This window comes from Streptomyces sp. NPDC091209, from assembly GCF_044757755.1.
In the GTDB taxonomy this organism is placed as follows: Bacteria; Actinomycetota; Actinomycetes; order Streptomycetales; family Streptomycetaceae; genus Streptomyces.
The window spans coordinates 346,780-369,030 of record NZ_JBIVVR010000002.1 but is presented as its reverse complement, the minus strand read 5'-3'; the positions used below and the strand labels follow the sequence as shown (position 1 = coordinate 369,030).

Below are 22,251 nucleotides of genomic sequence, written 5' to 3'. Positions count from 1 at the left end.
GCCTCGCGCGGATCAAGGGCCCCGACGGTGAAGGTCAGGGACGTGCGGCAGGGCCGGGAACGGGAAGTTGCTCAGACGTCGTACGTGCCGTCCCACGGTTCGGCGAAGCCGAGGCGGTCGGGGTACAGCTCGGCCCAGGCCTCGCCCTCGTCCACGCCGGTCAGCAGGCCGAACAGCACGCCGTCGACGGTGAGCTGGAACGGTCGTATCGCGATGTCCGTGTACGAGCGCCGGGGCAGGCTGCGCAGCAGTTTCGCCAGGTGGACGCGGGCGCGCGACAGCACCGAGTATTCGCCCTGGGCGGCCCGTTGCTGTTCGGCCCACGTGCCTGCGCACCAGACTTCCGAGTCGCGGTAGCGGCCCTCGGCGTCGAAGGTGTGGAGCACCACGTACAGACGTTTGTGCTCTTCCCAGCCGTCATCGGGACGGAATCCTTCGGGGAAGGCGTACGTGATCGACGCCAAGAACTGACCGTCCGCGTACCGGCCGATTGTCTCGGTGCGGTGCTTCGGTTCGTAGGCGATCGGAATGACCTCGGGGACTGCCATGGCGGAAACCATACGGGTGGTCGAGGGCCTTGTGGCGCCGGGGTCCGTTACGGATCGGCGGCATCGGACAGAGGGTGGCTTTCCCGGCTCTTTGCCGGGTCTTCACCATGCGGCGGCAAGGCCTCCAGCAGGTTTCCGACGGCCTGGCAGCGGCCTCGGAGGGCGCGGCCCGGGTTCGGGTGAGGAGAGGGGCCGGATGCGTCCTCCAAGGCCACTCCTGGGCTCCTTTGCAGGTCGGGAGCCTCGGGGCGAGGGCCGGTGCCTGCTCCGGGCGGCCGCACGGCATCGTCTCCGGCAAGCGAAGAGCCCGGAAACTGTTCGTTCCCGGGCTCCTGTCGAGCGGGCGCCGTTACTCCGGCACGCCGCCGAAGCGCTCCTTGTACGACACCAGGTCCTCGTCCGTGATCTTGGCGAAGAGGACCGGGGGAACGGTGAAGGGGGTGCCGGCGGGGAGGAAGGCCAGGGCGCGGGCCTCGTCCGGCGTCACCCAGGTCGCCGTGTCCTCCGCGAGGGCGAAGGCCGAGCGCATCGCGCGGGCGGACGCCGGGATGAAGGGTTCCGAGACCACCGAGTAGAGGTGGATCAGGTTCATCGCCGTACGGAGCGTCAGCGCCGCGCCCTCGGGGCTGGTCTTGATCTCCAGCCAGGGGGCCTTCTCCTCCAGGTAGGAGTTGCCCGCCGACCACAGGGCGCGCAGCGCGGCGGCCGCCTTGCGGTACTGGAGGGCCTCCATCTGGGTCTCGTACTCCGCGAGCAGGCCCGCGATCTCCACGCCCAGCTTCGCCTCGGCCTCGCCGGCCTCCGAACCCGCCGGGACCTCCTCGCCGAAGCGCTTCTTGGAGAAGGACAGGACGCGGTTGACGAAGTTGCCGAGGGTGTCGGCCAGGTCTTTGTTGACCGTGGCCGTGAAGTGCTCCCAGGTGAACGACGAGTCGTCCGACTCGGGGGCGTTGGCGATGAGGAAGTAGCGCCAGTAGTCGGCCGGCAGGATGTCCAGGGCGTGGTCCGTGAAGACGCCGCGCTTCTGGGACGTGGAGAACTTCCCGCCGTAGTACGTCAGCCAGTTGAAGGCCTTGACGTAGTCGACCTTCTTCCACGGCTCGCGCACGCCCAGCTCGGTGGCCGGGAACATGACGGTGTGGAAGGGCACGTTGTCCTTCGCCATGAACTGCGTGTAGCGGACCGGGTTCTCGCCGGAGTCCGCGTCGTACCACCAGGACTTCCAGTCGCGGTTCTCCGTGTCCTGGTCGGACCACTCCTTCGTCGCGCCGATGTACTCGATCGGGGCGTCGAACCAGACGTAGAAGACCTTGCCCTCGGCCGCCAGCTCGGGCCAGGTGTCGGACGGGACCGGGACGCCCCAGTCCAGGTCACGGGTGATCGCGCGGTCGTGCAGGCCCTCGGTCAGCCACTTGCGGGCGATGGAGGAGGCGAGCTGCGGCCACTCGGACTCGTGGCGGGCCACCCACTCCTCGACCTCGTGCTGGAGCTTCGACTGGAGGAGGAAGAGGTGCTTCGTCTCGCGGACCTCCAGGTCCGTCGAGCCGGAGATCGCCGAACGCGGGTTGATCAGGTCCGTGGGGTCCAGGACGCGCGTGCAGTTCTCGCACTGGTCGCCGCGGGCCTTGTCGTAACCGCAGTGCGGGCAGGTGCCCTCGACATAGCGGTCCGGGAGGAAGCGGCCGTCGGCGGGCGAGTACACCTGGCGGATCGCGCGCTCCTCGATGAAGCCGTTCTCGTTCAGGCGGCGCGCGAAGTGCTGGGTGATGTCGCGGTTCTCCGGGCTGGAGCTGCGGCCGAAGTAGTCGAAGGCCAGCTCGAAGCCGTCGTACACGGCCTTCTGCGCGTCGTGCGCCTGGGCGCAGAACTCGTCGACCGGCAGGCCGCGCTCCTTGGCCGCCAGCTCGGCGGGGGTGCCGTGCTCGTCCGTCGCGCAGATGTACAGGACGTCGTGGCCGCGCTGGCGGAGGTACCGGGAGTACACGTCCGCCGGGAGCATGGACCCCACCATGTTGCCCAGGTGCTTGATCCCGTTGATGTACGGAAGGGCGCTGGTGATGAGGTGTCGAGCCATCGCGGGCTGCTCCCAGGTCGCTGCGTGGGGCGACGATCGCGTCGGATTTCCGGTGGGCGGGTCGTCGCCGGTGAACCTTGAAATCGTATCCGACATGGGTGGGCCGCCCGCTTCCCGCTTTAAGGCGTGGGAAGGGGCGGCCCGGTGATGCGGTGTACGGAGGTTACGGGCGCCAGTTCTCCAGCACGCCGTCGTAGACCTCGACGTCCGTCAGCTCGCGCGGGGTCGGGCCGGCGTGGAAGAAGGCCGTGTTCCCGGTCTTCAGCTTGCGGAGGTAGTCGAAGGCCTTGTTGTCGTGCTCGCCGAAGGCCACGAAGGAGAAGAAGACGCCCGGGTGGTCCTTCGCCGCGTCCGTGAGGGACTGGGTGGCGGGGGTCTTGGCGTCCGGGGCGCCGTCCGTCTGGAAGATCACCAGCGCCGGGTCGGTGGTGCCCGACCCCTGGTAGTGGGTGAGGACCTCCTCCACGGCGGCGTGGTAGCTCGTACGGCCCATGCGGCCGAGGCCGGCGTGCAGGTCGTCGACCTTGTTCTCGTGCTCGGCGAGCGTGAGAGCGCCGGTGCCGTCCAGCTCGGTGGAGAAGAAGACGACGTGGACGGTCGCCTCCGGGTCCAGGTGGGCGGCGAGCGCGAGGGCCTGCTCGCCGAGGGCCTGGGCCGAGCCGTCCTTGTAGTAGGCGCGCATGGACGACGAGCGGTCCAGCACGAGGTAGACCTTGGCGCGCTTGCCGGTGAGGTCCCGCTTCTGGAGGGCGGTACCCGCTTCCTGGTACGCCGTGACCAGGGCCGGGGCTTCCTCCTTGACGTGGGCCGCCGTGACGGCGGGGGTACCCGGCGTCGCCGCCCCGGCTCCGCCCTCGGTCACGTCGGCTTCCGCCTCGGCTTCGCCCTCGGCCGCGACCGGCTCCGCCTCGGCGGCGTCGGCTTCCGCCTCGGCGGCGTCGGCTTCCGCCTCGGCTTCGCCTTCGGCGTCCTCGTTCCCACCCGCACCACCCGTGCGGCTCTCGTCGTCGGCTGCGGGTGCCACCTGTGGGACCTCGCCGCCGTCGGCGACCGCGGGCTCGTCCACCTGCGCGGCCACCGGGGTGACCTCCTCGGCGACGACCGGCTCGACCTCGACGACCGGCTCGGCCTCGGCCACGGGCTCGGTCTCGACGACCGGCTCGGCCTCGACCGGAGCCGCAACCTCGGCAACGGGCTCGGTCTCGACGACCGGCTCGGCCTCGACCGGAGCCGCAACCTCGGCAACGGGCTCGGTCTCGACGACCGGCTCCGCCTCGGCTTCCGCCTCGGCGACAGGCTCTTCCTCTGCGACGGGCTCGGCCTCGGCGACCGGCTCGGCAGCGGCTTCCGCCTCGGCCTCGACTCTGGGTTCGGCCTCTGCGACCGGCTCCGCCTCGGACTCGACGGCGGTCTCGGCTTCGATCTCGGGCTCGACGACGGCCTCGACCTCGGGCTCGTCGGCAGGTTCGGGCTCGGTGACCGGCTCCGCCTCGGGCTCGACGACGGCCTCGGGCTCGGTGACCGGCTCTGCCTCGGGCTCGGCGACGGCCTCGACCTCGGTGACCGGCTCCGCCTCGGCTTCGGCGACCGGCTCGACCTCGACCTCGGCGGCAGGTTCGGCCTCAGCGACGGGCTCGACCTCGACCTTGGTTTCGGCGACCGGCTCCGCCACCGCGACGGGCTCGACCTCGACCTCGGCCTCAGCGACCGGCTCGACCTCGGCCTCGGGCTCGACGACCGGCTCCGCCTCGGCGGCGGGCGGCTCGGCCTCTGCGGGTGGTTCCGGGGTTTCCTCGGTCGGGTGCTCTGCCGCAGGGGTTTCTTCCGCGGGCGTCTCTTCAGCGGAAGCGGAAGGAGACGGGGTCTGCTTCGGCACCGTGACGTTGTCGAAGGCGGCCGACACCAGTTCGTCGACCACGGAGGGCTTGGGCTCGGACGCGGGAGCCGGAATCTTCGGCTCGGCCTCCGGCGCGTGGGTGGAGGCCGGCTCGGCCTCCGGAGAAAGCGTCGGCTCCGCGGCGGGAGCCGGGACCGTCGCGGTCGACGTGGCCTCTCGCGAGGTCTCCGCGTCGGCGTCACGACCCTTGCGTGAGCGGCCGATCGCATTCCGCAGGAGAGTGAGAATGCCCATGTGCGCAACCCTTCGCGTGAGTTGATCCCGTCAATCCCTGGCCAGGACGGACACGTAAGGTTAGCGGCCATAGATGGTGATCTTCGGCAGGGGCGGCACACCGGACGACCGTCACGTCAACCCCCTTGCAGCGCGCACTGGTTCACTTTCCTACCACGGGGATTTGTCGGAATTCGGCATTCCGTCGCGCACCCTTCCCGGTGTCACGCTTGTATTAACGGATCGCAAGGGGAGGGTAAAGCGGCTCCGGACTCCGCCACGGCTTCGGTCAGTGCGGCGAGGCGATCGATCTGGCCGCCGCGACCTCCTGCCGCACCGGTTCGAGCACGCTGCCCGAGGGCCCGGTGAGTTCGGTGCGCACGGCGACGAGCACGTCCGTCTCGCGCAGCCCCTCGGACAGTTCCCGGAGCTGGTGCGCGATGGTGGAGATCTCGGCGGCGGACGGCTCGGCCGCGCCCTGTTTCACGCGGACCCGGGCGGCGGTCGTCGCGTCCACGATCCGTTCGACGGCGACGACGAGCGGCATCCAGGCGGCGGCTCGGCGCCCGCTCGGGGGCGGTTCGGTCAGCGCGCGCTGGAACTCCGTACGGATGGAGGACAGGTCGCGGTACAGACGGCGTCTGCTGCGGGCGCGCGCCGCGGGCTCGGCCGCGTCCCCGAAGGCCAGCTCGACATAGCCGGCGGTGTCGGCGACCGCGTCCGCCAGCCGGTCGCCGACCCGGGCGTGCCAGCTCTCCGGCCAGAGGAGGTAACCGGCCACCAGGGCGATCGCGCAGCCGATGAGGGAGTCGACGAGTCGGGGGACGATGAGCCCGGTGCCCTGGTGGTTGAGGATGTCGGACAGCAGCAGGATCACCGGGGTGATGGCGGCGGTCTGATAGCCGTAACCGCGGGGGGTCAGGGCCGGGATGAGCGCGGCGAGCACCATCAGCACGGGCACGTCCCACCAGCCGCGCGGCACCACCGTCAGCACGGCCGCCGCGACCACGAGGCCCGCGACCGTGCCGAGCGCGCGCAGCAGGGCCCGGGAGAAGACCGAGCCGTAGTCGGGCTTCATGACGAAGGTGATGGTGAGCGCCACCCAGTACGAGCGCGGCACCGCGACGGTCGAGATCAGCACCTGGCCGAGGCCGATGCACAGGGCGAGGCGGGTGCCGTAGCGCCAGGAGGCCGCCGACAGCAGGACGTTGCGGGTGACGCGGGCGGCGCGGACGCGGAGCGCGGCGGGCCGGCCGAGACGGTCGTCGAGGGTGTGCCGGCCGGGGGACCGGTCCGTCACGACCGAGGCGGCGTGCCGCAGCGCGTGGTCGACGGCGCGCGCGGTCTCGTCGGCCGGGGCGGGCAGCCGCAGTTCCAGAGGGTCGGTTCCGCCGGTCTCACCCGTCCCGCCCGTCTCGACGGTCTCGGCGAGTCGGCGTACGGCGGCGGGGATCGCGGCGGGCAGCGGCTCGCCCCGCTGGTGGGCGGCGGGGGCGGCCTCGACGACGGGGGTGACGGCGTTGAGCTGGGCGAGCAGCCGGACGAGGTCGGGGCTGCGGCCGTGATGGAACGCGCGCCGGGCGAGGACGATGTCGTACGACTCGTTCAGGGACTGGGTGACGGCGGTGCGCAGGCGTTCGTAGTCGTCGGTGCCGCTCGCGGCGAGCAGGTCGGCGACCGTGCGGTAGGTGCTCGCGACGGCGGACCGCTCCGGCACCCCCGAGCGCAGCGGCCAGGCGAGCAGGGTCAGCGCGAGGACGAGGAGCCCGCCGCCGGACATCAGCAGCGGGGCGAGCCACCAGGCGCCGGGCAGCGGAAGCCCGGCGCCGATCACGCAGTTGAGGAGCAGCAGCAGTCCGGTGACGGACGCGACGGCGCCGATCGACGAGATCATCCCGGAGACCAGGGCGACCCCGGTCAGGGTGGCGACCGCGACCCAGCCGTGCCCGAAGACCGCGGCGCCGATCGTGACGCCGATCGCGCCGAAGAACTGCGGGAAGGCGATGTTGAAGATCCGCATGCGGTACGCGTCCGCGGTGTCGCTGATGACTCCGGACAGCGCGCCCATGGAGGCCAGGGCGCCGTACGCGGGCTGTCCGTAGGCGAGGCCGATGGCGAGGGGGAGCGACAGGGCGACGGCGGCGCGGGCGACGGCGGCCCGGTTGACGGGCACCCGCTGCGGTTTGAGGTTCCTGACCAGCCAGTCGGGAGGGGTGAGGCCGATGGGGAACTCGCGGGACATGTACCGAGTATGGCGGTTTTCCCGGGGGCGGACCGGGCTCGGTCCCGCTGGTGGAGGGTGAGGCCGATGACGAGGGCACGGTGGTCGCTGCCGCCGATCCGCAGGAAGGCGGCTCGCCCGGCGGAGAAGTCGGCGGAGAAGTCGGGGGAGAAGTCGGGGGAGACGAGGACGTGGTCGATCTCCCGGTACGCGGGCTGTTCCGCGTCCGCCCGCTCAGCCGCCGCAGCGTCCACCTCCCGGCCTTCCGCTCGTCCGCGTGGGGTGTCCGAATTCTCCCCTGGAGACGGGTGCGGCGGTGGAGAGTCGCGAAGGCTGCCGGGTCAGGCCCCCACGCTGGTCGACTGCTCGGCCGGAGTCTGCAGGGGCGCCTCGGCCGCCCGCCGGTAGCGCGCGTACGCGGCCAGTGCGGCGGTCAGTGCCACCGCCAGACCCACGGCCAGCAGCAGCCAGCTCACGAACCGGAGGGTGTCGGTGAGGGCGTCGTACACCGCGCCCGCGGCCGTGCGGGACACATCGGGCGGCAGGTCGTCGAGGGTGAGCCTGCGGCCGACGGTGATCGCGACACCGAGCAGCGCGGCGCCCAGCGCGGTACCGAGGCCCGTCGCGAGGACCGCGCGGCGGCGGCGCACGGCGATGACGATCCCGGCCGCCGCGAAGACGACCGACGCCAACGGCAGCCAGAAACCGGCGACTTCGAGCACGTGGAACCCCTTCCGGAGCTGGGCCAGGTCCTCGGCCTCCAGCACGGTGACCTCGGTGTGCTCGACGGGGATCCGGTCGGCCAACGGCATGTGGTCGTCGGCGAGTCGGCGCTTGACCCGCTCGGTGACGGGCGCGAGGTCGACGGTCACCGCACCCTCGCGGTCCTCGCGCAGCGCCCGCATCACGGCGTCGTGCGCGGCCATGTTGGCGGCCTCCCACGCCGTGCGGTACGCCTCCGTCTCCGTGAACGAGCGCACGGCGTCCCGCACGAAGTGGTTCACCGGCCCCTGGAGCCTCGGCCGTACGTGGACTTCGCGCAGGATGTCGTCGGTGACGCCGGCCGCGATGGCGTCCCGGACGTCGTCGTCGGCGGCGAGCGGCGCCATGGTGGCCTCGTACCGCTCGGAGTCGCCGAGCCCGTACGTCGCCCACGTCGACAGCGCGCCGAGCGGCGCGAGGAGGCAGGCGAGCACGATCAGCACGGCCGACAGAGCGCTCCGGACACGAGGGGACACGTCTTCAGGACAAGCCCCCGGGCGGCCGTTCGCGACCCGGGTGACTGTAAATGGGCGCAGCCGACCAGCCGTACGGGGAGCCGGCCCACCCGCGAAACGATGCCCCGAACCCGGCCGACGGCCCTTCGGGGGTGTCGCTCACCCCTCCGCATCCCAGTGGCCCCAAGGGGTTTGGCCGCTCCGGTGGAGCCCTCACCCGAACGGGTGTTTCCTGGATCTGGGGAAAAGGAGGCCGATATGCGCACCACCCCGGCCCTGCGGACTCTTGCCGCGGCCCTGCTCAGCGGCGGTGTACTGACCGTCGCGGCCGCCGGCACCTCCATGGCGGCGGTTCCGTCGGCGCACACCGGTGACGGTGGCGGCTCCGGCAGTCCTGTCTGGGGCACCGTCGTCTCGCGTGGAGAACTGAACGTGCGGCTTCAGCCCAGCACCAGGGCGCCCGTCGTCGGCTCGCTCTCACCGGGCAGCCAGGACCGCGTCCAGTGCGCGGTGAGCGGGCAGAGCGTGTCAGGGAACACGAGTTGGTACTGGCTCGTCGGTGCCCATGCCTGGGCCAGCGCGGCCTTCGTCGACACCGGCGGCCGGTGGGTGCCGAGTTGCTCGGACCCGTGTCCCGACCAGAAGGACGGGACGTGGCACAACGCGCACTGGGACGACAGCGGCCGGAACCCGGCGAACGACCCCGGCTGGAGTGTGACGGCCTCCGGTTCCTGGAGCTTCACCGTCTCCAGCGCGTGGAGCTGGACCGTGTCCGGCTCCTCCTCGAACTCCTGGGACTGGGTCCCAGGTGGCAGGTGAGTAGGTGAGTGAGGGAGACGCATGAGGCCCCGGCGATCCGCCGGGGCCTCATGCACCTCGTGTGCCGTTCCGGCGTCCTTCCCGGGACGCCGGAACGGCACACGGACGACGTCAGCCCGTCTTTCCCTCCGCGTCCTCGTGCGTGTAGTAGCGGTAGAAGGCCACCGCGTACACGCCCACCGCCACCGGCAGTGACATGAACACGGACCGCAGGACGGTCGCGTCGGTCTGGCTGTACAGGAAGCCGAACGCGCAGCCCGCGAACACGGCCCAGACCAGCGCGTGCATCTCGCGGCGCATCAGCGGAGCCAGCGTGCGGGCGCCGATGTAGGCCGCCGCGAACGCGATGGCGCACACGAAGCCGAACAGCACGTTCCAGCCCGTGATGGCACCGGCGTCCCGGTTGATGGCAGCGGCCCAGAAGCCGTAGACGAGTCCGCCGGCGACGGGCACGCCCCACTTCGCGATCGTGTGGGTCGGTTCCCCGAAGACGTCGGTCGATCCGGATGTACGTGGTGTCCCTGACACGGGTGCGGCTTGAGCCATGGAAGGACTCCTCTCTGCTCGCCCCCGCCTTCCAGGTCACACCTCGCCGGAGCCCCTGGCAAGTCGGGACGAGACCCCCACGGGACCCCCCGCCGAACGCCCTCCCGTCCTGTCGCCGGGATGCGGTGATCATGGTCGCGTGCTTCGCTGAGGTGCATGAAGCTCGTACTTTTTGGTGCCACCGGCATGGTCGGCAGCCGTATCGCCACGGAGGCCTCGGCGCGCGGACACCAGGTCGTCGCCGTCAGCCGGTCCGGACAGTCCCCGGTGGCCGGGGTCGCCGCCACGTCGGCCGACGCCTCGGACGCGGCGAAGGTCGCCGAACTGGTGGCCGACGCTGACGCGGTGGGGTCGGCCTGCGTCCCGCCCCGGGACGGCTCGGATCCCCGCGAACCCTTCCTCGCGCTCAACCACTCCCTGGTGGAGGGCGTCCGGTCGGCCGGGGTGCAGCGGCTCGTGATCGTCGGCGGCGCGGGCACCCTGGAGGTCGCGCCCGGTGAGGCCGCCTGCGACCAGCCCGACTTCCCCGAGGAATACCTGCCCGAGGCGCTGGCCCACCGCGACGCCCTCGCCTACCTGCGGACCGACGTCGACGACCTCGACTGGACCTACATCTCACCCGCCGCCGAGATCGGACCCGGCGAACGCACGGGCGAATTCAGGATCGGCGGCGACCGCATGCTGACCGACGCGGAAGGCCACAGCCGGATCAGCGCCGAGGACTACGCGATGGCCTTCGTCGACCAGCTGGAGATGCCCGTTCACCCGCACGGCCGCATGTCCGTCGCCTACTGAGAGCACGAACAAGGAGGCGGTACAGCGAGGTGGCCGACCGGAGATCCGTACTCGGCCCACTCCCGCACGCCGGGCCGCTGGACGCCGTCCAGCGGCAGAGACCGCTGCGGGTGCGCGGGCGCAGCGTCGCCTGGGCACCGCCGCTGCTGCTGCTCCTCGGCATCGCGCTGCTCGACGCGAACACCTCCGGCAGATTCCGGATCATCTCCTGGGTCGTGCTGGTACCGGCCGTGGCCTCGGCGATCTGCGGGGTGCTGGGCACCGTGGCCCTCGCCCTGTTCTCGCTGTTCACCTACAGCGTCGTGGACACGTCGTGGCCGCACCAGTACCAGACGGGTCTGCCGGATTTCATCCTCGTCCTGGTGGGTGGCGTCCTCGCGACCCTCGCCTGCTCCCTGCGGATGCGGGGCGAGCGGCGCATGCTGCACATGCGGGACGTCGCCGAGACGACCCGGCGCACCGTGCTGCGCCCGATGCCGCCGGGCTTCGGTGGCCTGGACCACGCGGCCGTCTACCTCACCGCCGACAGTGACGCCCGGGTCGGCGGCGACTTCTACGACATCCAGCCCGGTCTGCACGGCACCCGTCTGCTGCTCGGCGACGTCCAGGGCAAGGGACTCGGGGCGGTGGAGGCGGCGGCCGCGCTGCTCGGCACGTTCCGCGAGGCGGCGTACCACGAGCGGGTCCTCGACACGGTCGCCGGACGGCTGGAGATCCGGATGCTGCGGCACGTCCGCTACCGCGCGGCGCTCGGCCGTGACGAGGGCGACCGTTTCGCGACCGGGGTCCTGGTCGCCTTCCCCGAGGACACGCCGGACACCGTCGAGGTCATCAACTTCGGCCACGAACCTCCGCTCGTGGTCACCCCCGGCGGCCTACGGAGCCTGCCGCCAGGGGACGGACTCCCGCTCGGCCTCAGCGAGTTGACGCTCGCGCCGCCGCCGGTGCTCCGTGTCCCGCTGGCACCCGGCGAGACACTGCTCCTGGTCACGGACGGGGTGACGGAGGCCCGTGACGCGGCGGGCGACTTCTTCCCGCTCCGCGCCTTCCTCGCGCGGGCGCTCGCGCGGGACCCGCGCACCGCCGACCCGCAGCTCCTCGTGGGGTTCGTGCGCGACGGCACCCTGGAGCACTGTGGCGGCCGGCTCGCCGACGACACGACGATCTTCGCCGTACGGCGCCGGGCGCGCGGCGAGCGGCGGATCTAGGACCTGTCCGGCCGGAGCGGCGGACGGGGGCTTCGCGGACCTGGGCGGGCCGGGCGTTCGCTCTCTTCGCGTCCCCTCTTTGCATGCGCAGCCGTTACGGTGCTGAGGTACCTGTTCGATGGGGGAGGGAACCTATGCCCGGAACCGTGCTGCTTCTCGCCGCTTCGCCGGTGGGCAAGGGGTGTCTGGTGGACGCGGCCTCCGTGCTCCCGGTGCTCGCGGCCGTCGCTCCGTCGGTGCTGTCGGGCACCGACACCGCGAACGTCGTCGAACTGGCCGACCCGTTGGAGCCGCAGGCCGTGCTGACCCGGCTGCGCGCGGCGGCGACGGCGCCGGGACCGCTGACGATGTTCGTGACCGGACAGCTCCAACTGGACCGCAGACAACGGCGTCCGCACCTCGCGCTGGCCCGCACCACCCCGGCGACGGTCCGTTACACGGCCTTCCCCTGGCACTGGGTCACCGAGGAACTCCGGCTGCGCCCACCGGGTTCGACGACCGTGTTCATCGATCTGCACGCGGACGCGGACACCTGGACGCTCCTCGCCGGGCGCCCTCTCACGGCGGGCCCGTCGACCGAGCTGTACGGCCGCGTCGCCCCGCCGCCGCCCCGCCGCAGGGTGGCGCAGCCGACGTACATGAGAGCCGTCGCCACCCTTCTCCGCAGCGGCCACCGGCCTCCCCTCCTCCAGCTCCACGAGCAGGCCCTGACGAGGACGTCCGGCGAGGAGACCGACCGGCGGGCGACGGCGGACCTGGTGTTCGCGCCCGGGCAGCGGTGGGCCGGGCAGCCATGGCCCCCGACACCGGGGTTCACGACCGTGACCTCCGTGCCGCGCGTCCCGCCGCCCCCGCCGCTTCCCCCGACCGCGCAGCCCGCGCCGACCGCGCCACCCGTGGATCTCCCCGGCCAAGCGGTTCAGCCGGTGGGCTCACCGCCGTCCGATCCCCACGAGGAGATCACCGCCGCCGTGCGGGACGGCCGGCACGAGGAGGCTCTCGATCTGGCGGGGCGGCGGGAGCGGGAGGCGCTGCGCGCGCACGGGCACGGTTCCGAGCAGGTGCTGCACTGGATGGAGGTACGGGCCGACCTGGCGATGTTCGCGGGGGACCCGGAGCGCAGTTGTCGTGGCTGGCTGGCTCTCGCGGGGACCCGGCTGGACGCGGGGCAGGCGCCGGACGCCCCGGAGGTGGAGTCGGCCGTGGACCGCGCCCACCACCAGTGGGGCCGTATCGACGATCCGGCGCGGGCCCGTGAACTCGGCGCGGAACTGGCCCGGTTGAGGCTGCGCGTGCCCGGCCGCCGGGAAGGCGCGCTCGACCACGTGAGGCAACAGCTCCGCCAGTTGCAGCCGCAGGCCCTTACCCCGCAAGCGTGAGCCCGCAGGCTCCCGGGGGAGTTCAGCCGCCGGCCGACAGCGAGGCCAGCGCCCCCGACACCAGGGTCCGTACGCCCGGCGCGACCGTGCTGAGGTCGGGGGCGAAGTGCGGACTGTGGTTGCTGGGCACGGCCGCGAGCCGGGTCATGAGGTCGTCGCCGCCGGGAGCCGCGTTCCAGACGTCGGCCGGAGTGCTGGTCACGAACCAGTAGGAGTAGGGGATTCCACCGGCCGCGAGCCGTGGGAAGTCCTCGCTGCCCATGGCCGGACCGGGGTCGAGAACCGTCCCGGCCCCGAAGACCTCGCCGTGCACGGCGGCGATCCGCCGGTCGGTGTCGGCGTCGTTGACCGTCATCGGGAAATCGCTGCCGACGGTGATCCCGGGCTCGCTCGGGCAGCCCGCCGCCGCGCACTCGCCCGCCGCGACGCGCCGCACGGCGGCGATCATTTGCTCCCGCACGTCCTGCGACTGGGTCCGCAGGTTCAGGGCGATCCGGGCCTCGGACGGGATGATGTTGTGCCGGGTGCCGGCCTCGATCCGTCCCACCGTGAGCACGGCGGACTCCCGGGCCGCGATCTCCCGGCTGACGACCGTCTGGAGCCGCGTCACGATGTACGCCGCCGTCACCACCGGGTCGACGGTCGCCTCGGGCCGCGAACCGTGTCCGCCCCGCCCGTGCACGACGATGTCGATGTCGGTCGAGGCGGACATGATCAGGCCCGGGGAATGCGCGTACAGCCCGGCGGGGCCGGGCGCCACGTGCTGGCCGAACAGGACGTCGGGCCGCGGGAAACGTTCGTGGAGCCCGTCCGCGACCATGCGCGCCGCGCCCTCGCCTGTCTCCTCGGCGGGCTGGCCGACCAGCACCAGCGTGCCGGACCAGGTGTCGCGCCCGGCCGCGAGCGCCTCCGCCGCACCAGTCAGCCAGGTGACGTGCAGATCGTGACCGCAGGCGTGCATGACCCCGTCGGTCCCGGAGGCGTACGGCAGCCCGGTCTCCTCGGTGACGGGCAGCGCGTCCATGTCGGCGCGCAGCAGGACGGTGGGCCCGTCCCCGTTCCGCAGGACGCCCACGACGCCCGTGCCGCCGACGCCCTCGGTCGTGTCGTACCCGGCCTTGCGCAGCCGCTCCGCGAGGGCGGCGGCCGTACGGTGTTCGCGCAGCGACAGTTCGGGATGCCGGTGCAGGTCCCGGTAGAAGTCCTCCAGGGCGAGGACCGGGAGGTCGGCGGTGAGGTCCAGCGCGGTACGTGCGGCTGCAGAGGTCACGGGGCCAGCGTAGGCGCCGCGTGTCCCTCGTAAGGGGGGATTCGCCGCTGTCGTACGACCCGACCGCGGTGCGACTGCCGACCAGACCGCGGCGCGACTGCCTACCCGGTCGGGAGGACGCCCGCGGGGCGGGTCACCCCGGGGTGCGGACCGCGCTGTGGCACTCGAACCAGACGGTCTTGCCGCGTCCCGGCAGCGGATGCCATCCCCACCGGTCGGTCACCGCGTCCACGATCAGCAGCCCGCGCCCGCCGTCCGCGGGTTCGCCGTCCACAGCTGTGGACAGAGATGGCCGATGCGTCCGGGGTGGCCGCGGACAGGTGTCGGTCACCTCCACCCGTACGCCGTCCGCTCGCCGCAGCATCAGCAGTGCGGCGCGCCGGTCGGGCACATGACGTACGACGTTCGTGACCAGCTCGGTCAGCGCCAGCGTCGCCGCCTCGGTCAGCTCCGGCATCTCCCAGGCGACCAGATACGCCTTCAGGATCCGGCGCAGCTGCCGCGCCGAGTGCTCACCCACGGTGAAGCGGATGCCGTACCTCGCGTCGATCGTCCCGTTCGGCAGGTCAGTTGCATGATTCACGACTCCAGCGTGGAGCCGGACGATTACGCTTGGCTACAAGGCGAATGGAACGCCGCCCGGCGTTCGGACCCGGGGGTGACCGCCCATGCCCAACATCCGCGAACTGGACCCCAGCGCTTCCCCGTTGGACTACTTCGGCTCGGAGCTGCGCCGGCTGAGGGAGGCCGCGAGGCTGAAGCAGGGCGAGCTGGGCGACATCATCTTCTGCACAGGCTCCCTGATCGGTCAGGTCGAGACCGCCCACAAGGTGCCGACCCGGGATTTCGCCGAGCGCGTCGACGCGGCCCTGCTGACGGGCGGGGCGTTCTCCCGTCTCGTGGGGCTGGTCCTGCGAAGCCAGTTGCCGACGTGGTTCCAGGCCTATGCGGAGATGGAGGCGAGGGCCGCCTATATCTCCACGTACCAGTGTCAGTTGGTGCACGGCCTTCTCCAGACGGAGGCGTACGCACGCGCCGTGCTGGGCGTCGACCACACGGACAGGCTCGACGAGATGGTGGCGGCGCGGACGGAGCGCCAGCGGATCCTGAAGCGCGAGCAGCCGCCCGTTCTGTACGCGGTGCTGGACGAGGCGGTGCTGCACCGGCAGATCGGCGGCCGGGAGGTCATGCGAGAACAACTCGCCCACCTGTTGGGTCTCTTGGGCCGTCCGTGGACCCAGCTCCAGGTGCTGCCGTTCTCGGCGGGGGAGCACGCCGGAATGATGGGCTCGTTCAATCTGCTGCGCTTCGGCGACGACCCGGACATCCACTACAGCGAGAGCTACGACGGCGGCCAAATGACGGCCAACCCGCAAGTGATCAGGGAGCGTTCGCTCGGCTACGCTCGATTGCAGGCCGAGGCCCTCTCTCCGAGGGAGTCGGCTTCACTGATCGCTCGGCTGATGGAGGAACGCCATGGGGAACAGCCCGGATCTGACGCGTGCGCGGTGGCGTAAGTCGACGTACAGCGGAAGCAGCGGCGGTGATTGCATCGAGGTGGCCTCCCTGGCCACCCGCGTAGCCCTCCGCGACTCGAAGGACCCCGCCCTCGGCGTCTTCACGGTCGGGGCCGTTGCCTTCGCCGCGTTTATCGGGGCAGCGGTGGACGGCACCCTGCTCGGCTGATGGAGGAACGCCATGGGGAGCAGCCCGGATCTGACGCGTGCGCGGTGGCGTAAGTCGACGTACAGCGGAAGCAGCGGCGGCGAGTGCGTCGAGGTGGCCTCCCTGGCCACCCGCGTAGCGCTCCGCGACTCGAAGAACCCTGCCCAAGGGGCCTTCACGGTCGGGGCCGGTGCCTTCGCCGTGTTCGTCGGGGCAGCGGTGGACGGTGCCCTCTGACAGGTGTGGGCCCGGGGCAGGTCAGGTGGACGTCGGCGTGCCCCGGTCGCCGTCTACGGGGCGATGCGTGAGGCGGTGTGCGCGGCGGGCGCCGGTTCGGCCGCTCTCGCCGGGCCGATGTTCGCCGCCGTGACCAGCGCGGCGACCGCGATGACAGCGGCCAGAAGCCCTCTGGAGTAGCGCGCGGAAATACGTCGGAGCATGGGGGACCTCGCAACAACAGCGGCGTATTAAGCATGCTTAATCCGCCGCTTAACGTAGAGGCTCCCGGGCTCCCGTCGCAAGAGGGCACCTGAGGTTGGACAGTAGTCAAAAGCTGGACTGGCTTAACTCGGCTTAATGGCATGCTTGACCCATGGCGGAGCGGGACGACCCTGAGATCATCGGGCGCAGGGTGCAACAGCTGCGTACGGAACGTGGTTTGACGCAGAAACAGCTCGCGGAGCCCGCGTACACGCCCGCGTACATCTCCACGCTGGAGGCAGGCCGGGTCCGGGCCTCCGAACCCGCGCTCCGGCACATCGCGGGCCGGCTCGGGGTCGCGTACGAGGAACTGGCGACCGGGCGGCCCGCCCACCTCGCCACCGACCTGCGGCTGCGGCTCACCGACGCGCAGCGCACGCTCGCCACCGGAGAGGCCGAGCCGGCCGCCGAGGTCTACGCCGCGCTGCTCGCGGAGGCGGAGGCCCTCGGGCTGGTTGCCGAGCAGGCCGCGGCGCTTCTGGGGCTCGGCGAATGCGCCCTGGACACAGGCGACTTGGAGACGGCGCAACGGCGCTTCGAGGAGTCCGAGCAGCGGCTCGGGGACGCGCCGCTGCCGCAGCGGGTGCCCGCCGTGCGCGGCCGGGCTGTCTCCCACTACCTCGCCGGTGAACTCCGTTACGCCTGCTACCTGTTCGAGTCCACCCTCGACGAGCTCAACCGGACGGGCCTGCACGACCCCGAAGCGCTGCTCCTCCTCTATACGGGCGTGATCGCGCCCTACATGGACATGGGCGCGCATGCTCGTGCCGCCCAGGCGGCCGAGTTCGCGCTCGCCCTCGCGCCGCAGGTCGGGGACCCGGCCCTGGTGGCGCGGATGCACCGGTCGGTGGCGCGGACGATGATCGCCGAGGGGCGGATCGTCGAGGCGGACGCCTCCCTCGCCAAGGCCGCCGAGCTCTACCGGCAGCTCCAGATCCGTACCGAACTCGCCAACTGCCACTGGATGCGCGGATACCTCTACGCGCAGAACGGCGAACTGGAGCGTGCCGAGGGAGAGTTGCGCGAGGCGCAGGCGATGCTCTCCGCCAAGCGGGCCGCGCTCTACACCAGCCAGGTCGCGGTGGAACTGGCCGACGTGCTGCACCGGCGCGGCAAGTCCGACGAGGCCGGTGAGCTGCTGCGCCAGGTGCTCGGTGATCTGCATTCCGAGCGGGGTGCCATTCACTCGGCCGCCGCGCACCGCCTGCTCGGCATCATCGCGGAGGACGCCCGGGACACCGAGGCGGCGGAGGAACACTATGTGCGGGCGATGAGCCTGCTGGAGCGGGCGGGCGCGGCGGGCGACCTGGCGGACCTGTGCCGGCTGCTGGGCGACCTGCTGCGGCGCACCGGCCGGGTGGAAGCGGCTCTGGACGCCTACCGCACCGGCCTCGGCCACCGCACCGCCCCCGGCACGACCACCCTCGGCCCGGCCCCGGCCCAGCCCCCGCTCTGACCCCGACCGTCGTGGCCGACCCCCTCTGGCCTGGGACGGGGTGGCCTCCCTCTGCCGACAGATGCCGTGGGCGAACCGCCGTGGCGGCGGGCGTGGCGGGCCGACCCTCTTGGCGTCAGGCGGGACGGTCGGCGCGCTGCCTCGGCGGCGGACGCCGGGGGTGGACCGTCTTGGCGTGGGCGTGGGCGTAGGCGGCCGTCCTGGCCTCGGGCGCGGTGGCCGACTCCGCTGGCCCCTGACGGGGCGGCCGACACCCGCTGGCGTCCGATGCCTGCGCGGACCCCTCCGCCCCCGGACTGGGTTGGCGGCCCGCACCGGGCGTCGGGCGAGGTCGGCCGGCCGCTCCACGTCGGACGCCATGGACCCGGCGGGGGCGTCAGGCCATGTCGTCCACCGCGTCCTTCGCTTCCTTCAGGCCCGCCCCCGTGGCCTCCCGGTAGGCCTTGATCGCCTGGATCTTCTTGCCTTCGCGGACGAGGGCGATGACCTCGGGCAGGTGCGGGGGCTCCTCGCGGATGCTGAGCCGGTCGAGTATCAGGTCGAGCTGGTGCTCGACGTGGGCGATCCTGCGGTCGGTGCGGGCGAGCTTGCCTTCGAGAGCGGCGAAGCTCGCGACGATGAGCCCGGCAAGTGCGATAAGAGCTGTTAATTCCATGAACGCCGATCCTAGAGCGCCTCGCCCGGAGAACCGATGCGGCGCAACAGGCCGAGCAGTGTGACCCGTTCGACTTCTTCGAGCGGGCCGAAGGACGTCGTGAGGACCTCGTGCGCGACGGCGCGGCCCGCCGCGAGGATGTGCTCGCCGGCCTCCGTCAGGTGGTGCTCGATGCGCCGGCCGCGACCGGGCCGCCGCTCGATGAGGTGCTGGGCCGCGAGCCGGGAGGCGAGAGTGCCGAAGGACTGGTCGCCCTGGAAGGTCGCGACCGCCAGCTCGTGCGCGGACGCGCCGGGAGTGCGGGCGATCGCCCGCAACGCGTCCCACTGCGCCAGCGTCGTGCCCACCGCCGCGAGGCGGGTGTCGAGCGTGCGGTGATGCCGGTACTGCGCCTCCTTCACGGCACGCCCCAGCTCTTCGAGGTCGACGGGAGCGGGGGTCCCGGCCGCCTCGGCGGTGTCCCCGGGCCCGGGGTTCTCCTGGTTCGCGGTCATGGGCGCATCCTAATCCGGAATCTAAGGTTGCGTATATACGTATGCGTAGATACCGTGGGGCGCATGACCGAGACACGTACCCGTACCGTCCACCCGCGCCCCGACCTCCCCCTCACCCTCACCGAGACCGGCCCCGCCGACGGCCGGCTCGCGCTCGTCCTGCACGGCGGTGGCGGGCCCGCCACCGTCCAGGGCATCGCCGCCCATCTGGCCGGCCGGCACGGCATGCGCGCCGTGGTTCCGACGCACCCGGGCTGGAACGGGACCGAACGTCCCGACTGGTTCACCGGCGTCGACGACCTGGCGATCGCCTATCTGCACTGGCTCAGGGACGAGGGTCACCGTGACGTCCTCGTCGTGGGCTCCTCGCTCGGCGGCTGGACCGGGGCCGAGATGGCCTTCCGTGACGAGGGCGCGGTGATCAGCTCGCTGGTGCTGGTCAACGCGGCGGGCGTGGCCGTTCCCGGAGAGCCGGTCCGTGAGATCTTCGGGCTCCGGCCGGACGAGATCGCCGCGTACTCGTTCCACGATCCGGCCCGGTTCGCCGTGGACCCCGCCACCCTCACCCCGGAGCGGATCGCGGCCCAGCAGGCCAACATGGCGACCATGCGGGTGCTGGCCGGAGACCCGTACATGCACGACCCGAAGCTCCTGAACCGGCTCGGCCGGGTGCGGATCCCGGCCCTCGTCCTGTGGGGCGAGAGCGACCGTGTCGTCACGCCCGCGTACGGGCAGGCCTACGCGCGGGCGTTCGCGCGAGGACGGTTCGAGGCGATCGCCGAGGCCGGTCACCTGCCGCACATCGAGCGGCCCGAGGCGACGTTCGCCGCCCTCGACGCGTACCTCGACGGGCGCATGGATGTCCCTGTCGGTGCCGGGAGCGCGACCGCCTAGCCGCCCGGGGTTCCGGAGCCCGGCGCCGCCGAGCCGGTGGCCGTGCCGGCGCCCGCCGTCACCGAGCCCCCGTGAACCGCTGTCGGGTTCGGCGAGGAAGGCCCGCCGCTCGACGGCCTGATCTCGACGACCGAGCCCGGCGCGAGACGCTCGTACAGCCACTTGGCGTCGGCCTCGCGCAGGCCGATCCAGCCGTGGGACACCTGGAAGCGGCCCTGGCCGTCGTTCGTCATGGCGCCGACGAAGTTCGTCCTGCCGTCGGGGTCGACGAGTTCGATCGCCCAGGAGGCCTTGAAGCTGTACGTGCCGCCGAGGCCGACGGTCTTGCCCGAGAACATCATGGACGGTTCCTTGCCGGCGACCGTCGACCGGAAGTCCGGCACATAACCCGTCAGGTTGTCGGAGGTGAGCGTCAGTTCGCGGCCGGCGACCGAGATCACCCGCCGGCCCAGGTCGATCGTGGCGTCCGGGGCCGCCGACGACGACGGGCTCGGGGTGACGGTGGGGCTCGCGGCCGGGGGCGGATCGTGACGCGTGCCGCCGCCCGGGCTCAGCGAGAGGACCAGGGCGAGCGCTCCGGCCACGGAGACGCCGGCCGCGGCCAGTGCCGTACGGCGGCGGCGCCGGCGGCGTACGGCCCGGCCGCGGATCTCCGCACCGGTCAGCGTCGGCGGCCTCTCGCCATCGGCCGCCAACTCCCGCAGGTCAGAGGCGAGTTCACGGGACACGGTCGTCCTCCCTCTTCCCCTTGTCCGGCGTACCCGCGGAGTCCAGCGAACGCGCGGAGCCGGCCGAGTCCGCCGAATCGTCCGTGAGCACCCGTGCCAGCGCGGCCCGGCCGCGGGAGAGCCGGGCCTTGACCGTGCCGACGGGGGCACCGGTTTCGGAGGCTACCTGCTCGACACTCAAGTCGCACAGATGGTGCAGAACGATCGCCATCCGCTGTGCTTCGGGCAGCGTACGCAGCGCGGCTATGAGCGCGGTGCGCTCGGGGCCGGGGCCCGGGGTGTGGTCGGCAGGCGCTGTGCGCCGCACCAGCTCCAGCCAGCGGCGCGCACGACGCCAGCGGCTCACCGCGAGCCGCGTCGCCACGGTCCGTATCCACGCCTCGGGTGCCCCGTCGGCGAGGAACTCCCGCCGTCGGTCCCAGGCGCGGACGAACGCCTCCTGGACGACGTCCTGCGCTTCGCCGTGGTCCCCCGTGAACGCGTACAACTGGCCGGTCAGCCGGGGAAACGCGGTCGTGTAGAACGCGTCGAACTCTTCCTCGGTCATGACCCCCGCCGGAATTTCCGCAGTTTCGACGGCCGTGTGCAACCCGGCCGACCCCCTCGTGCGTACAGGTCCCGTACCTCGCACATCGAAACACACCGCAGGGGGATCACCATGACCACGGGACCGAGAGGCGGCCGCGGCCGGTTCGGCCGCGCCTGGAGCGCGGCGGCCGTGTGCGCGCTCGCGCTCACCGGATGCACGGCGCAGGCGGCGGCCGACGGCAGCGGGGGCACCGGAGTCGGGCCGGGCGGCGGGCCGGCCGCCACCGGGACCGCCGGCCCCACGGGCGAGGCCCGTCCGAAGCCCTCCGCCACACCGCCCACGTCCCTGACGGGCGCGCACGTCAACATCGCCGACGGGCAGACCGTGGGCGTCGGCATGCCGATCTCGGTGACCTTCGACCACCCGATTCCGGTCGCCGAACGGGCGGATGTGGAAAGGCAGTTGAAGGTGACCGCCGATGTCGGGGGATCCTGGGGCCGGGTCAGGGACCGTAACCTCGCCGACGGACAGCGCGTCGACTTCCGGCCCCCCGCGTACTGGAAACCCGGCACGGCGGTCACCGTCCGGGCCGGCGCCGGAATCACTCGGCATTTCACGGTGGACCGCTCCCTCGTCGCCACAGTGGATGTCCGTACACACTTCATGACGCTTGATACGGCCGGTTCGTCGCGCCGTGTCCCGGTCACCGCGGGCGCGCCGGGCATGGACACCTGGAACGGCACGATGGTCGTCTCCGACAAGGCGCCCAGGGTCTTCATGAACTCGCGGTCCGTCGGCTACGGCGACGCGTACGCGGGCTATTACTACTACGCCGTGCACCTCACCGCCTCGGGCACCTACCTCCACCAGAACCCGAAGGCGAACACCTACGGCGGGGTCCGGAACGTCACGCACGGCTGCGTCGGACTCGCCACCGGCGGCCCCGCGAAGCGGTTCTACGACGAGGTCATCCCCGGCGACGTCGTCAAGGTCGTCGGCTCGCGGGACACGGTCGCGGTCGGCAACGGCTACGGCGACTGGAACCTGAGCTGGGACCAGTGGCGGGCGTCGAGCGCGCTCGACTGACCCCCTTCCGCGCGGATGACGCACAGAGGCACATCCGTGCGAAAAATCTCCGGCCGGTGTCATCCGGCCGGTGGGCG

At 72.1% G+C, this 22,251-nt stretch carries 23 protein-coding genes; 10 read left to right on the top strand and 13 right to left on the bottom strand.

Features of this window, described 5'->3' with window-relative positions:
* Positions 1–71 precede the first annotated feature (71 nt).
* The 5 genes from ACIQRL_RS08625 to ACIQRL_RS08605 form a co-directional block, all read right to left on the bottom strand.
* Entirely contained in the window at positions 72–548 is a 477-nt protein-coding gene (locus tag ACIQRL_RS08625; RefSeq protein ID WP_401328875.1) for a hypothetical protein, read from the bottom strand.
* A 349-nt stretch (positions 549–897) separates the two neighbouring features.
* The gene (metG, locus tag ACIQRL_RS08620) at positions 898–2,622 is read right to left on the bottom strand and encodes a methionine--tRNA ligase (RefSeq protein WP_401328873.1); all 1,725 of its coding nucleotides are present in this window, start codon (positions 2,620–2,622) and stop codon (positions 898–900) included.
* Positions 2,623–2,785: 163 nt separating this feature from the next.
* A complete protein-coding gene (locus ACIQRL_RS08615) occupies positions 2,786–4,753 on the bottom strand; it encodes a VWA domain-containing protein (RefSeq protein ID WP_401328871.1) in 1,968 nt (655 codons plus the stop codon).
* A gap of 268 nt (positions 4,754–5,021) precedes the next feature.
* Positions 5,022–6,974 (bottom strand): FUSC family protein, encoded by a 1,953-nt coding sequence (locus ACIQRL_RS08610; RefSeq protein ID WP_401328869.1) that lies wholly within the window; start codon positions 6,972–6,974, stop codon positions 5,022–5,024.
* A 320-nt stretch (positions 6,975–7,294) separates the two neighbouring features.
* Positions 7,295–8,191 (bottom strand): hypothetical protein, encoded by an 897-nt coding sequence (locus tag ACIQRL_RS08605; protein WP_401328867.1) that lies wholly within the window; start codon positions 8,189–8,191, stop codon positions 7,295–7,297.
* 237 nt (positions 8,192–8,428) lie between these two features.
* On the opposite strand from ACIQRL_RS08605, the gene ACIQRL_RS08600 reads away from it, so the two are divergent.
* Positions 8,429–8,989: an SH3 domain-containing protein gene (locus ACIQRL_RS08600; protein ID WP_401328865.1), complete on the top strand. Its 561-nt coding sequence runs from the start codon at positions 8,429–8,431 to the stop codon at positions 8,987–8,989.
* 111 nt (positions 8,990–9,100) lie between these two features.
* On the opposite strand, the gene ACIQRL_RS08595 is transcribed toward ACIQRL_RS08600, so the two are convergent.
* Positions 9,101–9,535, bottom strand: a complete 435-nt coding sequence (locus tag ACIQRL_RS08595) for a hypothetical protein (RefSeq protein ID WP_401328862.1) — start codon at positions 9,533–9,535, stop codon at positions 9,101–9,103.
* Positions 9,536–9,691: 156 nt separating this feature from the next.
* Between ACIQRL_RS08595 and ACIQRL_RS08590 the strand changes: the two genes are divergently transcribed.
* From ACIQRL_RS08590 to ACIQRL_RS08580, 3 genes are all read left to right on the top strand, one after another.
* A complete protein-coding gene (locus tag ACIQRL_RS08590) occupies positions 9,692–10,330 on the top strand; it encodes an NAD(P)-dependent oxidoreductase (protein ID WP_401328860.1) in 639 nt (212 codons plus the stop codon).
* Positions 10,331–10,359: 29 nt separating this feature from the next.
* A complete protein-coding gene (locus ACIQRL_RS08585) occupies positions 10,360–11,538 on the top strand; it encodes a PP2C family protein-serine/threonine phosphatase (RefSeq protein WP_401328857.1) in 1,179 nt (392 codons plus the stop codon).
* Positions 11,539–11,672: 134 nt separating this feature from the next.
* Positions 11,673–12,917 carry a hypothetical protein gene (locus ACIQRL_RS08580; protein ID WP_401328855.1) on the top strand — a complete coding sequence of 415 codons (1,245 nt, stop codon included), beginning with the start codon at positions 11,673–11,675 and terminating at the stop codon, positions 12,915–12,917.
* Positions 12,918–12,939: 22 nt separating this feature from the next.
* Here the strand turns inward: ACIQRL_RS08580 and ACIQRL_RS08575 are convergent, their stop codons facing one another.
* Both ACIQRL_RS08575 and ACIQRL_RS08570 read right to left on the bottom strand, forming a co-directional pair.
* Positions 12,940–14,187, bottom strand: a complete 1,248-nt coding sequence (locus ACIQRL_RS08575; RefSeq protein ID WP_401328853.1) for an amidohydrolase — start codon at positions 14,185–14,187, stop codon at positions 12,940–12,942.
* Positions 14,188–14,320: 133 nt separating this feature from the next.
* On the bottom strand, positions 14,321–14,770 hold the full coding sequence (locus ACIQRL_RS08570; protein ID WP_401328850.1) for an ATP-binding protein: 450 nt from the start codon (positions 14,768–14,770) through the stop codon (positions 14,321–14,323).
* Between the two features lie 85 nt (positions 14,771–14,855).
* On the opposite strand from ACIQRL_RS08570, the gene ACIQRL_RS08565 reads away from it, so the two are divergent.
* Genes ACIQRL_RS08565 through ACIQRL_RS08555 form a run of 3 tightly spaced genes read left to right on the top strand, consistent with a single transcriptional unit; the run spans position 14,856 to position 16,089 of the window.
* Positions 14,856–15,704: a Scr1 family TA system antitoxin-like transcriptional regulator gene (locus tag ACIQRL_RS08565; RefSeq protein ID WP_401328848.1), complete on the top strand. Its 849-nt coding sequence runs from the start codon at positions 14,856–14,858 to the stop codon at positions 15,702–15,704.
* Complete coding sequence (locus tag ACIQRL_RS08560; protein WP_401328846.1) at positions 15,664–15,873, top strand: DUF397 domain-containing protein; 210 nt, start codon at positions 15,664–15,666, stop codon at positions 15,871–15,873. The genes ACIQRL_RS08565 and ACIQRL_RS08560 overlap by 41 nt, the downstream gene beginning before the upstream one ends.
* A gap of 12 nt (positions 15,874–15,885) precedes the next feature.
* Positions 15,886–16,089, top strand: coding sequence for a DUF397 domain-containing protein (locus ACIQRL_RS08555; RefSeq protein ID WP_401328843.1), 204 nt, complete (start codon positions 15,886–15,888; stop codon positions 16,087–16,089).
* Positions 16,090–16,142: 53 nt separating this feature from the next.
* Here ACIQRL_RS08555 and ACIQRL_RS08550 read toward each other — a convergent pair whose 3' ends face one another.
* Complete coding sequence (locus tag ACIQRL_RS08550) at positions 16,143–16,292, bottom strand: hypothetical protein (RefSeq protein WP_401328841.1); 150 nt, start codon at positions 16,290–16,292, stop codon at positions 16,143–16,145.
* A 152-nt stretch (positions 16,293–16,444) separates the two neighbouring features.
* On the opposite strand from ACIQRL_RS08550, the gene ACIQRL_RS08545 reads away from it, so the two are divergent.
* Positions 16,445–17,788, top strand: a complete 1,344-nt coding sequence (locus ACIQRL_RS08545; protein ID WP_401328839.1) for a helix-turn-helix domain-containing protein — start codon at positions 16,445–16,447, stop codon at positions 17,786–17,788.
* 376 nt (positions 17,789–18,164) lie between these two features.
* Here the strand turns inward: ACIQRL_RS08545 and ACIQRL_RS08540 are convergent, their stop codons facing one another.
* Positions 18,165–18,443, bottom strand: a complete 279-nt coding sequence (locus ACIQRL_RS08540; protein WP_401328836.1) for a ribosomal protein L7/L12 — start codon at positions 18,441–18,443, stop codon at positions 18,165–18,167.
* An 11-nt stretch (positions 18,444–18,454) separates the two neighbouring features.
* Positions 18,455–18,937, bottom strand: a complete 483-nt coding sequence (locus ACIQRL_RS08535; protein WP_401328833.1) for a MarR family winged helix-turn-helix transcriptional regulator — start codon at positions 18,935–18,937, stop codon at positions 18,455–18,457.
* 63 nt (positions 18,938–19,000) lie between these two features.
* Here ACIQRL_RS08535 and ACIQRL_RS08530 point away from each other — a divergent pair, with 63 nt between their 5' ends.
* A complete protein-coding gene (locus tag ACIQRL_RS08530) occupies positions 19,001–19,831 on the top strand; it encodes an alpha/beta fold hydrolase (protein WP_401328832.1) in 831 nt (276 codons plus the stop codon).
* On the opposite strand, the gene ACIQRL_RS08525 is transcribed toward ACIQRL_RS08530, so the two are convergent.
* Both ACIQRL_RS08525 and ACIQRL_RS08520 read right to left on the bottom strand, forming a co-directional pair.
* Complete coding sequence (locus ACIQRL_RS08525; protein WP_401328831.1) at positions 19,828–20,559, bottom strand: L,D-transpeptidase family protein; 732 nt, start codon at positions 20,557–20,559, stop codon at positions 19,828–19,830. The two genes, ACIQRL_RS08530 and ACIQRL_RS08525, sit on opposite strands and share 4 nt — an antisense overlap.
* Positions 20,549–21,106, bottom strand: a complete 558-nt coding sequence (locus tag ACIQRL_RS08520; protein ID WP_401328828.1) for a SigE family RNA polymerase sigma factor — start codon at positions 21,104–21,106, stop codon at positions 20,549–20,551. The genes ACIQRL_RS08525 and ACIQRL_RS08520 overlap by 11 nt, the downstream gene beginning before the upstream one ends.
* A 111-nt stretch (positions 21,107–21,217) precedes the next feature.
* Between ACIQRL_RS08520 and ACIQRL_RS08515 the strand changes: the two genes are divergently transcribed.
* Positions 21,218–22,174: a L,D-transpeptidase gene (locus ACIQRL_RS08515; RefSeq protein ID WP_401328827.1), complete on the top strand. Its 957-nt coding sequence runs from the start codon at positions 21,218–21,220 to the stop codon at positions 22,172–22,174.
* Positions 22,175–22,251 lie beyond the last annotated feature (77 nt).